Here is a 13711-nt window from a genome sequence, read left to right on the forward strand (position 1 = left end):
TTGTCGAGTGTGCCGTCGTTGCACGGTGACGCGGACGCGGACCTGGTGCCGATCAAGGGCAATCCGCCCTCGTTGATCAACCTGCCCTCGGGGTGTGCCTTCCACCCGCGCTGCCGTTACGCGGACCGCAATGGCGACCGTTCCCGCACCGACGTGCCCGAGCTGCGCCAGGTGGTCGAGCGGGGGCATCTGGTCGCCTGCCACCTGCCGGAGGCCGCCCGGCAACGCATCTACCGCGACGAGATCGCCCAGGTGGGGGTGGCGAGATGAGCACGGTCAACGGCCGGCTGCCGGCCGCCATCGTCGGCGAACCCGAGCCGCGCGCACCCGAGGCGCTGCTGCGGGTGCGCGGCCTGACCAAGCACTTCCCCGTCCGGGGTGCCCTCGGCAGCCGCGCGCTCGTGCGGGCGGTGGACGGCGTGGACCTCGACGTCCGCCCGGGTGAGACGCTCGGCCTGGTCGGGGAATCGGGCTGCGGCAAGACCACCACCGGGCGGATGCTGGTCCGGCTGCTGGACTCCACCTCCGGGTCGATCGAGTTTTCCGGTCGGGACATCACGCACGCCCGCCGCGGTGAGCTGCGGCCGCTGCGGCAGGACCTGCAGATCATCTTCCAGGACCCCTACGCCTCGCTGAACCCCCGCCACACCGTCGGCCGGATCGTCGCCATGCCGCTGCAGGTCAACGGCATCAACCCACCCGGCGGCATCAAGAAACGCGTCCAAGAGCTGCTCGAACTCGTCGGCCTCAACCCCGAGCACTACAACCGCTACCCCCACGAATTCTCCGGCGGCCAACGCCAACGCATCGGCATCGCCCGCGCCCTCGCCCTACGCCCCAAACTCATCGTCGCCGACGAACCCGTCTCCGCCCTCGACGTCTCCATCCAGGCCCAGGTCATCAACCTCCTACGCGACCTGCAACGCGACCTCGACCTGGCCTTCGTCTTCATCGCCCACGACCTCGCCGTCGTCCGCCACTTCTGCCACCGCGTCGCCGTCATGTACCTCGGCAAAATCGTCGAAATCGGCGACCGCAACGACATCTACCAACACCCCCAACACCCCTACACCCGAGCCCTGCTGTCCGCCATCCCCGACGTCACCACCCTCGGCCCCGCCGGACGCATCCGCCTCACCGGAGACGTACCCACCCCCCTCAACCCACCATCGGGCTGCCGCTTCCGCACCCGCTGCTGGAAAGCCCAGGACCACTGCGCCACCGAAGAACCCCCACTGATCACCCGCGACGGCGGCAGGCAGCTCACCGCCTGCCACTACCCCGAACGCGGAGCACTGTCGGAAACCAAAGATGCTGTGGTGGGTTGAGCCGCCACCAACCGACCGAGCCGAACCACGACGGGAGTGGGGTCGACCCGGCGGAGGGATCAAGCCCGACCGCCCGAAGCCGGGCACGGTCGGCCCCACCCACCACCGAAACCCGCACAGCCGCGTGGTGTAACCGCCCCGCAGCGGGGTAGCCGTGCCGCATGGAGCTGGTCGAGGAGTCGCCGTACCGGTTCCGGATCGACCGGCATGACCCGATGCGGGTCCCGGGGGTGATCTTCGCGTCCCGGTCGCTGCTGCCGGACGCCCGGGCGGACAAGTCGCTGGACCAGGTGGCGAACGTGGCCACCCTGCCCGGCATCGTCGGCGCCTCGTACGCCATGCCGGACATCCACTGGGGCTACGGCTTCCCGATCGGCGGGGTTGCCGCCACCGACGTCGAGGCGGGCGGGGTCGTCTCGCCCGGCGGCGTGGGCTTCGACATCTCCTGCGGCGTCCGGCTGCTCGCCGCGCACCTCAACCGCGACGAGCTCCGGCCCCGACTGGACGCGCTGATGGACGGCCTGGGGGAGGCCACCCCGCGCGGCATGGGCAAGGGCGCGGTGTGGCACCTGAACGACCGGGGCGAGCTCGACGCGGTGCTGCGTGGCGGCTCCCGCTACGCCGTCGAACGCGGCTACGGCGTCCAGCGGGACCTGGACCGCTGCGAGGACTACGGCGCGGTCGGCGACGCGAACCCGGCCCAGGTGAGCGACCGGGCGGTGGAGCGCGGCGCCGGCCAGGTCGGCAGCCTCGGCTCCGGAAACCACTTCCTCGAGGTGCAGGCCGTGGAGGAGGTCTACGACGAGGCGGTGGCCGGCGCATTCGGGCTGCGCACGGGCCAGGTCTGCGTGATGATCCACTGCGGGTCGCGGGGGCTGGGGCACCAGATCGCCACCGACTACATCCACACCATGGAGCAGGTGATGCCCCGATACGGCATCCAGGTGCCGGACCGGCAGCTCGCCTGCGCGCCGGTGTCGTCCCACGAGGGGCGCGCCTATCTCGGTGCGATGGCCGCCGCGGCGAACTACGCCCGGGCCAACCGGCAACTGCTGCACCACTCGGCCCGGCAGGTGTTCCAGCGGATCACCGGCGGCGACCTGGACCTGGTGTACGACGTCTCACACAACCTCGCGAAGATCGAGACCCACGGCGTCGACGGCGACCAGCGGCGGCTCTGCGTACACCGCAAGGGCGCCACCCGGGCGTTGCCGCCGGGGCACCCGGACCTGCCGGAGGACCTGCGCCCGGTCGGGCAGCCGGTGCTGATCCCCGGGTCGATGGGCACCGACTCGTACGTGCTGGTCGGGACACCGGGGGCACCCGCGTTCGCCTCCACCTGCCACGGCGCCGGCCGGACGCAGAGTCGCAAGCAGGCCACCAAGGCGGTCCGGGGGCACGATCCGCGCCGCGAGCTGGAGGCGCAGGACATCGCGGTCCGGGGCAAGTCCCGGAAGGGACTGGCCGAGGAGATGCCCACCGCGTACAAGGACATCACCGCCGTCATCGAGGCCACCGAGGGGGCCGGGCTCTGCCGGCGGGTCGCCCGGCTCGTCCCGCTCGGCGTGGCGAAGGGCTGACCGCACCCCGAGGGGTCGCCGGTCACACGTCCAGCGTGACCGCGCAGGACCAGCCGTCCTGGTCCGGGCCGAAGCGCAGCTCGTGCAGCGCCACCGCCTTGGGCACCGCGCCGACCAGTTCCACCGCGTCGGTGTCCACCGTCCACCACCGCACCAGCAGCCCGCCGCCGTCGGTCGGGCGTACGTCGGTGGCCAGCGGCAACACGCCCGCGGTCTCCATCCTGAAGATCACCTCGTCGAGGACGGTGACCAGCATGTTCTCGTCGTTGCCCGGCGGAACGGAGAACTCGGTCTCGGTGGTGCCGTCCGCGCCGGCGGTGTCGACGAAGGTGTCGACCAGGGCGCTCACCGCCTCGGCCACGCAGTCCTCCCGGTCGGGCGCCCACGCCTCGATCCGTACGTCGGCGGTGTGCGGCACGTTCCGGTGCCCCCGCGCCGGTCGTCTGCCCATCTCCCGCTCCCATACCGGACGCCCGCGGCCGCCGCGCCGTACGCCGTCGCGGCGGGCGCGGTGGTGCCGCTGCCACCGTACGTGACGGCGGCCGCCTGGCGCGGGCGCTTCGACCGACCCGCGGCAACGGACCATTTCGGGCGGGCCGGCGCGGCGTTGACGCCTGTGAATCGCCAACCCTAGCCTGGTTGCGGCCATGACTGTGACCGAGTCGCCGCCTCGCCGGCGCCGCCTTCACCGAACCGATGGAAGGTTACGTGCAGCGCATGCTGTGGATCGCGGCCCACGAGGGACGCGTCCCGTCCCGGTACGCCGTCGACCCGTACGGTCCCGACCTGCCCGGCGCGGACCGGGCCCGGGTGCTGCAGTGACCGGCCACGAGCGGGAGGGCGCCCGGAGGCCGTTCGCGGCGGACGACCTTCCACCGGTCACGTTCGACGTCGACGTCCTGGTCGGCCGGTACGCCGATCGACCCGGGCCGGATGGCGACCCGGTCCAGGTACGTGCGGCGCTCGCCACCAACGGCATCGCCGCGGCGGCCGTGGCCAGCCTGCGGGCGGCCCTGTTCGACGTGCCCAGCGGCAATGACGAGGTGGCCGCCCTCGCCGGGCCGGACGTGCTGCCCGTGGGCGCGGTGGACCTGCGGGACCCGCTGGGTGCCGAGCGGGAGGTGGTCCGGCTCGCCGAGCGGGGCGTCCGGGCCGTTCGGCTCTTCCCCGACGAGCAGCGGGTGGAGCCGGACTTCCCGTCCGTGCGGCACGTCGCCCGACGCGCCACCGAAGCCGGACTGGTGCTGCTGGCCGGCGGCGACGTACGCCGGTTCTGGCGGCCCCTGCGCGGCACGACCGTGGTCTTCCTCGACACGCACTTCTACTACCTGGGCGACTTCGTCGTGGTCGCCCGCGACGAGCCCGGCTTCCACACCTCGACCCGGCTGCTCAACTCCCCGGACGCCTTGGAGACGGTGGCCGCGCAGGTCGGCGTCGAGCGCCTGCTCTACGGCTCACGTACCCCGTTCCACGAGGCCGTGGTGCCCCGGCTGCGCCTGCGCCACGCCGATCTGGACCCGCTGGCGGTGGCGGCGGTGGCCGGCGGAAACGCCCGACGGATCCTCGGGGTGGCCGTATGACCTCTCCCGGCTCGGCGTGGGCTGAGCGGCCCGGCGAGGAGTGAGCGGGCCGGCGGGACTGTCGCACCGTCCGGCTACCGTGCCGGACATGATCGCCGACGATGCCGACGCCGTGACCGTCCTCTTTCATCGGATGATGCGCGCCGAGTTGCGCGTCGAGAAGGTGGGTGAGGACACCCTCGGCCGGACGGTCGACCTCGCCCGGTCCTGGGGCACCAGCCCCGCCGCCGACGCCCGCCTCGCCGTGGCGCTGCGCGAGCTGCACGGCGAGCCGGTCGACCCCGACGACCCGCGCCAGGTCGCCGACGAGGCCCGGTCGCTGGCCACGGCGAGCGGCCTGGCGCCGGAGCCGGATCTCCGGGGCGCGGGCATGGTCCGGTTCGTCGCCAACGTCCGGCGGCTGCGCAACGGGGAGATCACCCGGGCCGAGTTCGACGAGATCCTCGGCCCGGACGCCGGGCGGGTCCGCTGGATCGAGGAGCCCGACCCCCGCTGGCCCGACGAGGACTGACGCCCTCGGTCGACCGGATGTCACCTCGCCGCCCACTCGTCGGTCGTACCGGGTGCGACGACGACACGGGAGGGGACGATGTGGACCCACAGCAACAGATCAGCGAGGTGTACGCCGCCTCGGCGGCCCGCCTGGTGGCCCAGATGTACGCGATGACCGGCGACTACGCGGAGGCGCAGGACGTCGTGCAGGAGGCGTTCGTCCGGGCCCTGGCGCGGCCCGGGCGCTTCCGGCTGGTGGAGAACCCGGAGGCGTGGCTGCGGACCGTGGCGTTGAACGTCGCCCGGTCCCGGCACCGGCGTCGGGTGGTCCTGGGGCGGATCGTCCGCTCCGGGCGGCTCGATCCGGCGCAACGCACCGCGCCGGCCCTGTCGCCGGACCACGTCGCCCTGGTAGCGGCGTTGCAGCGGCTGCCTCGGCAGGCCCGGGAGACCGTGGTGCTGCACCACCTCGCCGACCTCCCGGTGAGCGAGGTGGCGATCGCCCTGGGCTGCTCCGTGGAGGCCGTGAAGACCCGCCTGGTGCGGGCCCGCCGTGCCCTGGCCGACCACCTCGGCGACTCCGGCCCCGGCGACTCGGCGGAGCACGTCCGCGCCGATCAGACGACCTCCCCGACCTGTGCCGAGCGGGAGGTCCGTCATGCCTGAGCTGGACTTCGCCGGGCTGAACGTCGCCGCCCAGGCCGGCTTCAAGCCGCACTTCGAGCAGGTGGCCGCGCGTGCCCGGCGGCGGCGCCAGCGACACCGGATCGTCACCGTCGCCGTGGTGGCCCTGTTGGCGACCGGTTCGGGGATCGCCGTCGCGGGCCGCCCCGCGCCCGAGCGTCCGCCAGTGCCGGCTCCCGGCTTCGGCCCGGACCGCACCCCGGACTTCATCCCCACCCCGGGCCCCACGCTCACGCCCGGCCCGGGCCGGCAGTTCTCCACTGGGCGCCCGGGAGCCGGTGATCTCAACCACGTGTATCTGCGATACCACGAGTGCCGCGACGGCTGCCCGCCCCGTTGGGCGGGCACCGACGACGGGGGCCGGCACTGGCGTACCGGCGCGCTGCCGGTGCCGGACGACGCTCTGGTGGACCTGCGGGTGGTGGGACCCCGCACCCTGGTCGCCTGGTATCTGCCCCGGTCCAGCCCGGACAGTTCGCACGCCCGGTGGGCCGCCAGCAGCGACGGCGGGGCCACCTGGCGACAGGTCGAGGCGCGGCGGGTGGACGCGCTGCCGGCCGGGTGGCCGGTGCTGGCCCGTCAACCAGGCCCGGACCGCGAGGCGTTGGTCGCGGTGGACCCGGCCACCGGGGACGTCGCGCAGCTCGCCAACCGGTCCACGCTGCACAACGCGGCGACCGTGGCGAGCGCGCCGATCGGCGCCGGCCTCTGGGTCAGCGGCCGCACCGGGGAGAAGGCCGGCGACGGCGGTCGCGTGACCTGGACCGGTAGCGCCGTCGAGGTCAGCCGGGACGGCGGCCGAACCTGGCGGCGGCACGAGTTCCCCGACGGGCTCACCGCCTCCGACGATGTCGGCGGACCGGCAGTGGCCACCCAGGACGGTCGCACCGCCTACGCCGTCGGCCGGGTCCGGGGCGACCTGGTGATCTGGCGCAGCGCGGACGGCGGCCGCACCTGGGCGCGTACCACGGGAACGGCCAAGGTCGGGGAGCGCACGATCCGAGCGGCGGTGCGGCCGGACGGGGTGCTGATGGTCCAGGCCGGTGTCACCGCCCGCGAGGACCCCCTGATGTTCAACAGTTCCGACGGCGGCGCGACGCTGCGTCCCGCGCCCCTCGGGCCGGGCGCCGACCCGCTGCCGGTGTCCGGCGGGTACGTCCAGACCGGCTGGCCGGACAGCACGGGTGCCTGGCTCTCCGCCGACGGCGTCACGTGGCGCTGGCTGGACCCGCCCACGCTGTGACCGGTGGGGGCTCCCCAGCGACTCCGGTCGCCCGGGAGCCCCCTCAGCTGACCGCCGGCGCCCCCGTGAAGACCGGCGCGTCGGCGGTCAGCACCGCCGACCGGACCGGTGCCCGCCACCGGTCCGCCACGGCCGAGGCCAGCTCGGCGAGCATCCGGGGCACCGTCTCGGCCCCGCCGTCGTGCAGCGCCTCGATCACCACCAGCACCTCCGTGGTGTCCTCGCGGACCGCCGACCAGCCGCTCTGCCGGTGGGTCCAGCGGCGGGAGTGCGCCCGGCCGGCCGAGTCCGCGAAGACCGTCTCGCCCGGCTCGGGGCGTTCGTCGTCCCCGCCGAGGGTCAGGTACGTCTCCGCGCCGGTGGCCGGCCGCACCGCCAGGTCCCCGTCGATCCGGTCGACGTCGAGGACGGCCACCGGCACGGCGTACCCGAGGGAGAGGGCGTTGCCCAGGTCGACCAGCGGGTGCAGCCGGGGCAGGCGGCCGTCGCGGCGGAAGCGGCGCAGCAGCGACTCGGCGGCGCACCGGTAGCGGGTCGGTGCCAGCCCCATCCGGGCGAAGGCCCGCCGCCACGCCTGGATCTCCGGGAATCCGCTCTCCGGACCGGCGGCGAGGCGGGCCCGGGCAGCGTCGGCGTACCGGGTGAGCCACGGGCCGACGTCGGCGGTGGGGGTGATGCCGGTGACGTGCAGGACGCCGCAGGCCAGCTCGGGAAAGGTCGACCAGACCTGCGGATCGTGCCGGAAACGCACGGGAAACTCCTATCGGGCGGTGAGGGCCAGGCCGAGGCCCAGGGCGAGGAAGCTGCCGGCGAAGCCGCGCCGCAGCAGCGCGGTCAGCCGGGGCCGGGCCAGCACCCGGCGCCGGAGCGTGCCGGCCAGCACGCCGTACCCGGCGAAGACCACGAAGGTGGTCAGCATGAAGACCGTGCCGCAGGCCAGCATCCGGGCCGCCGCCCCGGGCGCGTCCGGGGGTACGAACTGCGGCAGGAATGCCACGAAGAACACGGTCACCTTCGGGTTGAGCAGGTTCACCAGCACCCCGTCGAGGATCAGCCGGGCGGTCGGGCGGGGCGGGGCGCCGTCGTCGAGCGGCAGTGGTCCCCGATCGCGCAGCGCGGACCAGGCCATCCAGAGCAGGTACGCCACGCCCAGCCAGGTCACCACCCGGAACGCCGGGGTGCCGGCGCGGAGCACAGCGGCCAGGCCGGTGACCGCGGCGGCCAGGTGCGGGACGAGGCTGACCGTGCAGCCGGCGGCGGCGACGAGTCCGGCGCGGCGGCCCGCGGCGAGCCCGGCGGAGAGCGTGTAGACCACTCCGGTGCCCGGGGTGGCCACCACGACCAGCGTGGTCAGCAGGAAGGCGATGCTCATGCGGTCCACCCTGCGGTCATAATGGTCCGATGGACAGGGCCAAAGCCCCGGTAGTCGAGGGGTCCATAGCGGCCGGCGCCGATTTCCTCCAGCTCGACGTCGGCGAGGCCCCGCCTGGCGGGCGCGCCGACTGGCTGGCCGGGCGGCTGCGGGCGGCCATCGCCGACGGCCGGGTGCCGGTGGGGGCTCGCCTGCCGGCCAGCCGGGTGCTCGCCGCCGAGCTGGGTGTGTCCCGGGGCGTGGTGACCGAGGCGTACCAACGGTTGACCGAGGACGGGCACGTGGTGGGACGGGGCCGGGCCGGCACCGTCGTGGTGGCCACCCCCGCCGCGGTGGTCACCCGCGCGCCGGCGGCACCTGCCCGGGTCGGGGTGTTCGCCTGCGAGCCCGACACCGACGTCTTCGACGCCCTGCGTACCGCCCCGGCGGAACTGGACCTGACGCCCGGCGTACCGGATCTGGCGGCCTTTCCCCGGGCGGCCTGGCTGCGCGCGGAACGGGCGGTGCTGCACCGCCTCGCGCCCGCCGCCTTCGGGTACGGCGATCCGACCGGAACCCCCGCGCTGCGGCTCGCGGTCGCCACCTGGCTGGCCCGCAACCGGGGCATCCGGGTCGACCCGGCCGAGGTGGTGATCGTCGCCGGAGTGTCCCAGGCGCTCGGCCTGCTCGCCCAGGTGCTGCACGGCGACGGCGTGCACACCGTCGCCGTGGAGGATCCCGGTTCCCTCGGCGTACGCCAGCACCTGCGCAACTGGCGGCTGGACACCCCGCCGGTGCCGGTCGACGCGCACGGGCTGCGGGTGGACCTGCTGGCGGCCAGCGGCGCCCCGGCGGTGATGCTCACCCCGGCGCACCAGTTCCCGACCGGGGTGGTGCTCGACGGTGACCGGCGCCGCCGGCTGCTGCGCTGGGCGCAGCGGGGCGGCCTGGTCATCGAGGACGACTACGACGCCGAGCACCGCTACGACCGCCCGCCGGTGCCGGCGCTGCGGGGCATGCTGCCCGAGCAGGTCTGCTACGCCGGCAGCGTCTCCAAGCTGCTCGCTCCCGCGCTGCGGATCGGCTGGGTGCTGGTGCCGCAGCGGTACCACCCGGCGCTGGTGGCGGCCAAGCGGATGGCCGACCTGGGCAACGCCGCGCTGCCCCAACTGGTGCTCGCGGAGCTGATGGACTCCGGCGCGCTGGAGCGGCACCTGCGGCTGCTGCGCCGCCGGCACGTCCGCCGCCGGGACGCGATGATCCGGGCGGTCCGTGCGCACCTGCCCGGCGCGGTCGTGCACGGCGCCGCGGCCGGCCTGCACCTGCTGGTCACCCTCGACGGCGACGTCGACGACGTCGGGCTGGCCGCGGCGGCGCTGCGCCGGGGCGTCAAGGTGCAGCCGCTGTCCTGGCACGGGCAGCGGCCGCAGGCGCCCGGCCTGGTGCTCGGCTACGCCGCGAACGTCGCCAGCGACATCGACCGCGGCCTAGCCACCGTCGCCGCCGCCCTCCGCGACCTCCCCTGACCGCCGACCGACCCGCTCCCGCGAACGCCCCGCCGGGAAGCTCCCGTTGATCAAGAGGTTTGCGTCTCCGTAGTGATCACCACCGACGCAAACTCCTTGATCAACTGGGTGAGGCGGGGGATGGCGGGTGGTAGAGGGTGGTTAGGGCGGTGGCGGTGGCGGCGAGGTGGTCGCGCAGGGCGGTGGGGGAGAGGACCTCCACCTCGGCGCCGAGCCGCAGCAGTTCGCCGTGGGCGTGGGTGAGCGACTCGATCGGGATTACCGCCCGGACCCAGCCCGCCGCGTCGGGCGGGCCGGCGCTGGCGTCCACCGCGGCGACCACCGGGTCACTGGCGATCTCCCGCAGCCGCTCCCGGCCGCGCGGGGAGAGCCGGATGGTGGCCTCGTCCCGGTGTAGCCGGGCCCGGAAGTCCGCCACGTGCGTCCGCCACCAGCCGGGCAGGTCGAACTCGGGCCGCTCGAACGGCTCGTCGAGCGGGGTGAGGTCGAGGATCTGGTTGACCCGGTAGGTCGCCGGCTCGGTCCGGTCCGGCCGGGCGGCCACCACGTACCAGCGACCGCCCTTGAGCACCAGGCCGTAGGGCTCCAGCACCCGGGTCACCTCGCCGGTCCAACTGCGGTAGCGGACCTCGATCCGGTGCTGCCGCCACACCGCCTCGGCCGCCGGCGCGAGGTACGGCGACGGGTCGCCGTCGGAATACCAGCCGGGGGTGTCCAGGTGGAAACGCTGTTGCAGCCGGGTCGCCCGGTCGGCCAGCGGGGGCGGCAACGCGGCCCGCAGCTTGAGTTGCAGCGTGGCCACCACCGACTGGTAGCCCAGTTCGGCGGCCGGCCCGGGCAGCCCGGCGAAGAGCAGCCGGTCGGCCTCCTCCGCGGTGAGCCCGGTCAGCCGGGTCCGCCAGCCGTCGACCAGGCGGTAGCCGCCAGCGTGGCCGGCCTCGCCGTACAGCGGAATGCCGGCGGCGTGCAGCGACTCGACGTCCCGGTAGATGGTGCGCACCGAGACCTCCAGGCGGCGCGCCAGCTCGGCGGCGGTGAGCCGGTCGTGGGCCTGGAGCAGCAGCAGGATCGACAGGAGGCGGCTGGCTCGCATCCACTGACAGTAGCTGTCAGCGGAGTGGTCCTACCGTCCCGGCATGGCATTCCGAGACAAGGAGCTGACCGTGCCGGGGACCGTCGAGGTCGCCGGCCGGCACGTCAAGCGCTACCACATCGACCAGCCGGACCGCCGGCTCGAACCGGCCGTGATCGAGGCCGCGTACGCGTACCTGCCGAAGCTGCTGCCCGGGTCGGACGGCGGCACCCCGCCGGCGAGCTGGGTGGTGCTGCACCGGGGCGCGGACACCGGGGCCTACCTGCTGGCGTACAGCTGGTTCTTCGACAACGTGCTGGAGTGCCGGATCGCGATCGCCGGCCAGCCCGCCCTGGACTGCCCGGACGACGACCCCGCACACTTCGTCCCGCTGGACCGCCCGGGGGTGGGGTGCGTGTGGGAACTGGGCGTGCTGGAGCACGAGCGGGCCGCCTGGGTCCGCCACCTGCTCGCGCCCGACCGGCCCGACCTGGCCGGTTACTTGGCCGACTTCCGGGCCGAGGGGCCGGTGGGCCGCTGATGGGCGACTTCGACTTCTTTGTGGGCAGCTGGGACGTGGCCAGCCGGCGGCTGCACAAGCGGCACGTCGGCAGCCAAGACTGGGACGAGTTCCCCGGCACGACGGTCGCGCACCGGTTCTTCGACGGCGCGGGCAGCTTCGACGAGATCCGCTTCCCGACCCGCGGCTTCTCCGGATCCACGGTGCGGATCCTCGACCCGTCGACCGGGCTCTGGTCGATCTACTGGATGAACAGCCGCCGGGGCGTCCTCGAACTGCCGCCGGTGGTGGGCCGGTTCGTCGACGGTGTCGGCACCTTCTACGCCGACGACACCGACGAGGGCCGGCCGGTCCGCTGCCGGTTCATCTGGTCCGGCATCACCCCCACGTCCTGCCGCTGGGAGCAGGCGTTCTCCACCGACGGCGAGCGCACCTGGGAGACGAACTGGATCATGGAGTTCACCCGCACGGGCTGACCGGTCCGGCCGGCGGGGGAGCGGTGGTGCGGTAAATCGCGGTCAGCCAGACGTCCAGCAGTACGTCGACCACGTCCCGCTCGGCCACCGCCGGCCCGTCGCCGGCGAAGGGTGGCGTACCACACCCGCTCGTTCATGGAGTTCAGCGCGATGGCGAGGTCCCGGGCGGGCAGCCCGTCCGGGGCCGCGCCGCGCCGGCGCTCGCCGTCGATGGCCGCCTCGACCGCGCGTACCCAGCGCTCCAGGACCTCGGCAGACCTGGGCGCCACCCCGACTCGTAAAACCCCTCACAGTCTTCGGTCGGCCGTTGGTGGGTAGTGTCCGGACCACTGCCGCCCCGAACCGGAGACACCATGGCTTCCGACCACGTCGACGTCCTCATCGTCGGTGCCGGGCTCTCCGGCGTCGGCGCCGCCGTCCACCTGCGCCGCAACTGCCCGGGGAAGACCTGCGCGGTCCTCGAGGCCCGCGGCGCCATCGGCGGCACCTGGGACCTGTTCCGCTACCCCGGCATCCGGTCCGACTCCGACATGTACACCCTCGGCTACTCGTTCAAGCCGTGGACGAACCCGAAGGCGATCGCCGACGGCGACGCCATCCGGGAGTACGTCCGCGAGACCGCCCGGGAGTACGGCGTGCCGGAGCACATCCGCTTCCACCACCGGGTGGTGCGCGCCGAGTGGGACAGCGGCACCGCCCGCTGGACCGTGCACGCCCACCGTGACGACACCGGCGAGGACGTCATCCTCACCTGCGCGTTCCTGTTCACCTGCGCCGGCTACTACCGCTACGACGAGGGCTACACCCCCGAGTTCCCCGGGATCGAGCGGTACGCCGGCCGGCTGGTGCACCCGCAGCACTGGCCCGAGGACCTCGACCACACCGGCAAGCGGGTGGTGGTGATCGGCAGCGGCGCCACCGCCGTCACCCTGGTCCCGGCCATGGCGGAGCGGGCCGGCCACGTCACCATGCTCCAGCGCTCACCCACGTACGTCATCGCGCTGCCGTCGCGCGACCCGCTCGCCGACGCGCTGCGGCGCCGCCTCCCGACAAAGGCCGCGTACGCCGTGGCGCGCTGGAAGAACGTGCTGCTCGGGGTGGTCAACTTCCAGCTCAGCCGGCGCGCCCCCGGCCTGGTCAAGAGGTTCCTGCGCCGGGCCGCCCAGGGTCGGCTGCCGGTCGGGTACGACATCGACCGCCACTTCGCGCCCCGCTACAACCCCTGGGATCAGCGGCTCTGCGTGGTGCCCGACGGGGACCTCTTCGCCGCGGTCAGCGACGGGCGGGCCGCAGTGGTCACCGACACCGTCGAGACCTTCACCGAGCACGGGATCCGGCTGGCCTCCGGCACGGAACTGCCCGCCGACATCGTGGTCACCGCCACCGGCCTCAACCTGCTCGCCCTGGGCGGCATGACCCTCGCCGTGGACGGCACCGAGGTCGACCTGGCGCAGACCGTCGCCTACAAGGGCATGATGCTCTCCGGCGTGCCGAACTTCGCCCTGACCATCGGCTACACCAACGCCTCCTGGACCCTCAAGGCGGACCTGGTCGCCACGTACGTCTGCCGGCTGCTGCGCCACCTGGACGGCACCGGCCAGCAGGTCGTCACCCCGGTCGCCCCCGCCTCCGGCGAGCTGGTGCCGCTCATCGACCTGAAGTCCGGGTACGTGCTGCGCGCCGTCGACCGGCTGCCCAAGCAGGGCCTGACGGCGCCGTGGCGGCTGCACCAGAACTATCCCCGGGACGTGCTGCTGATGCGGCACGGCCGGCTCACCGACGAGGGGGTCCGATTCTCCCGTGCCGGTGCGCCCGCCCCCGCCGAGCCGGCCGCGCCCGTCGCCTGACCGAGAGGAGCA

The 13711-nt window shown here is 74.1% G+C and carries 15 protein-coding genes and 1 pseudogene; 11 read left to right on the forward strand and 5 right to left on the reverse strand.

Annotated features, from left to right (window positions below):
* The 3 genes from ACFYM6_RS24320 to ACFYM6_RS24330 form a co-directional block, all read left to right on the forward strand.
* Positions 1-270, forward strand: a 270-nt coding sequence (locus tag ACFYM6_RS24320; RefSeq protein WP_387278974.1) for an oligopeptide/dipeptide ABC transporter ATP-binding protein, incomplete at its 5' end; no start/stop codon positions are given.
* Entirely contained in the window at positions 267-1328 is a 1062-nt protein-coding gene (locus ACFYM6_RS24325) for an ABC transporter ATP-binding protein (protein ID WP_387278976.1), read from the forward strand. The genes ACFYM6_RS24320 and ACFYM6_RS24325, both read left to right, overlap by 4 nt.
* A gap of 161 nt (positions 1329-1489) precedes the next feature.
* Entirely contained in the window at positions 1490-2908 is a 1419-nt protein-coding gene (locus ACFYM6_RS24330) for an RtcB family protein (protein WP_387278978.1), read from the forward strand.
* Positions 2909-2930: 22 nt separating this feature from the next.
* On the opposite strand, the gene ACFYM6_RS24335 is transcribed toward ACFYM6_RS24330, so the two are convergent.
* Positions 2931-3359 (reverse strand): archease, encoded by a 429-nt coding sequence (locus ACFYM6_RS24335; RefSeq protein ID WP_387278980.1) that lies wholly within the window; start codon positions 3357-3359, stop codon positions 2931-2933.
* A gap of 367 nt (positions 3360-3726) precedes the next feature.
* Here ACFYM6_RS24335 and ACFYM6_RS24340 point away from each other — a divergent pair, with 367 nt between their 5' ends.
* The 4 genes from ACFYM6_RS24340 to ACFYM6_RS24355 all read left to right on the forward strand — a co-directional run bounded on the left by ACFYM6_RS24340 (position 3727) and on the right by ACFYM6_RS24355 (position 6907).
* Positions 3727-4488: a hypothetical protein gene (locus ACFYM6_RS24340; RefSeq protein ID WP_387278982.1), complete on the forward strand. Its 762-nt coding sequence runs from the start codon at positions 3727-3729 to the stop codon at positions 4486-4488.
* 88 nt (positions 4489-4576) lie between these two features.
* Entirely contained in the window at positions 4577-4999 is a 423-nt protein-coding gene (locus ACFYM6_RS24345; protein WP_387278984.1) for a hypothetical protein, read from the forward strand.
* Between the two features lie 80 nt (positions 5000-5079).
* A complete protein-coding gene (locus tag ACFYM6_RS24350) occupies positions 5080-5646 on the forward strand; it encodes an RNA polymerase sigma factor (protein WP_387278986.1) in 567 nt (188 codons plus the stop codon).
* Positions 5639-6907 carry a hypothetical protein gene (locus ACFYM6_RS24355; protein WP_387278988.1) on the forward strand — a complete coding sequence of 423 codons (1269 nt, stop codon included), beginning with the start codon at positions 5639-5641 and terminating at the stop codon, positions 6905-6907. The genes ACFYM6_RS24350 and ACFYM6_RS24355 overlap by 8 nt, the downstream gene beginning before the upstream one ends.
* A 43-nt stretch (positions 6908-6950) precedes the next feature.
* Here ACFYM6_RS24355 and ACFYM6_RS24360 read toward each other — a convergent pair whose 3' ends face one another.
* Both ACFYM6_RS24360 and ACFYM6_RS24365 read right to left on the reverse strand, forming a co-directional pair.
* Positions 6951-7658 (reverse strand): B3/4 domain-containing protein, encoded by a 708-nt coding sequence (locus tag ACFYM6_RS24360; RefSeq protein WP_387278990.1) that lies wholly within the window; start codon positions 7656-7658, stop codon positions 6951-6953.
* Positions 7659-7667: 9 nt separating this feature from the next.
* Positions 7668-8279, reverse strand: coding sequence for a LysE family translocator (locus tag ACFYM6_RS24365; protein WP_387278992.1), 612 nt, complete (start codon positions 8277-8279; stop codon positions 7668-7670).
* A 29-nt stretch (positions 8280-8308) separates the two neighbouring features.
* Between ACFYM6_RS24365 and ACFYM6_RS24370 the strand changes: the two genes are divergently transcribed.
* Positions 8309-9784, forward strand: coding sequence for a PLP-dependent aminotransferase family protein (locus ACFYM6_RS24370; RefSeq protein ID WP_387278994.1), 1476 nt, complete (start codon positions 8309-8311; stop codon positions 9782-9784).
* Positions 9785-9884: 100 nt separating this feature from the next.
* On the opposite strand, the gene ACFYM6_RS24375 is transcribed toward ACFYM6_RS24370, so the two are convergent.
* The gene (locus ACFYM6_RS24375; RefSeq protein ID WP_387278996.1) at positions 9885-10877 is read right to left on the reverse strand and encodes a helix-turn-helix transcriptional regulator; all 993 of its coding nucleotides are present in this window, start codon (positions 10875-10877) and stop codon (positions 9885-9887) included.
* Positions 10878-10920: 43 nt separating this feature from the next.
* On the opposite strand from ACFYM6_RS24375, the gene ACFYM6_RS24380 reads away from it, so the two are divergent.
* A complete protein-coding gene (locus tag ACFYM6_RS24380) occupies positions 10921-11397 on the forward strand; it encodes a hypothetical protein (RefSeq protein WP_387278998.1) in 477 nt (158 codons plus the stop codon).
* Positions 11397-11852, forward strand: coding sequence for a hypothetical protein (locus ACFYM6_RS24385; RefSeq protein WP_387279000.1), 456 nt, complete (start codon positions 11397-11399; stop codon positions 11850-11852). The genes ACFYM6_RS24380 and ACFYM6_RS24385 overlap by 1 nt, the downstream gene beginning before the upstream one ends.
* Here ACFYM6_RS24385 and ACFYM6_RS24390 read toward each other — a convergent pair.
* Positions 11836-12106, reverse strand: a pseudogene (locus ACFYM6_RS24390) (TetR/AcrR family transcriptional regulator); the annotation flags it as partial. The gene ACFYM6_RS24385 and the pseudogene ACFYM6_RS24390 overlap by 17 nt on opposite strands.
* 99 nt (positions 12107-12205) lie before the next feature.
* Between ACFYM6_RS24390 and ACFYM6_RS24395 the strand changes: the two are divergent.
* The gene (locus ACFYM6_RS24395; protein WP_387279002.1) at positions 12206-13699 is read left to right on the forward strand and encodes a flavin-containing monooxygenase; all 1494 of its coding nucleotides are present in this window, start codon (positions 12206-12208) and stop codon (positions 13697-13699) included.
* Positions 13700-13711: the final 12 nt, after the last annotated feature.

The organism is Micromonospora sp. NPDC006431, from assembly GCF_042870725.1.
Lineage (GTDB): Bacteria > Actinomycetota > Actinomycetes > Mycobacteriales > Micromonosporaceae > Micromonospora.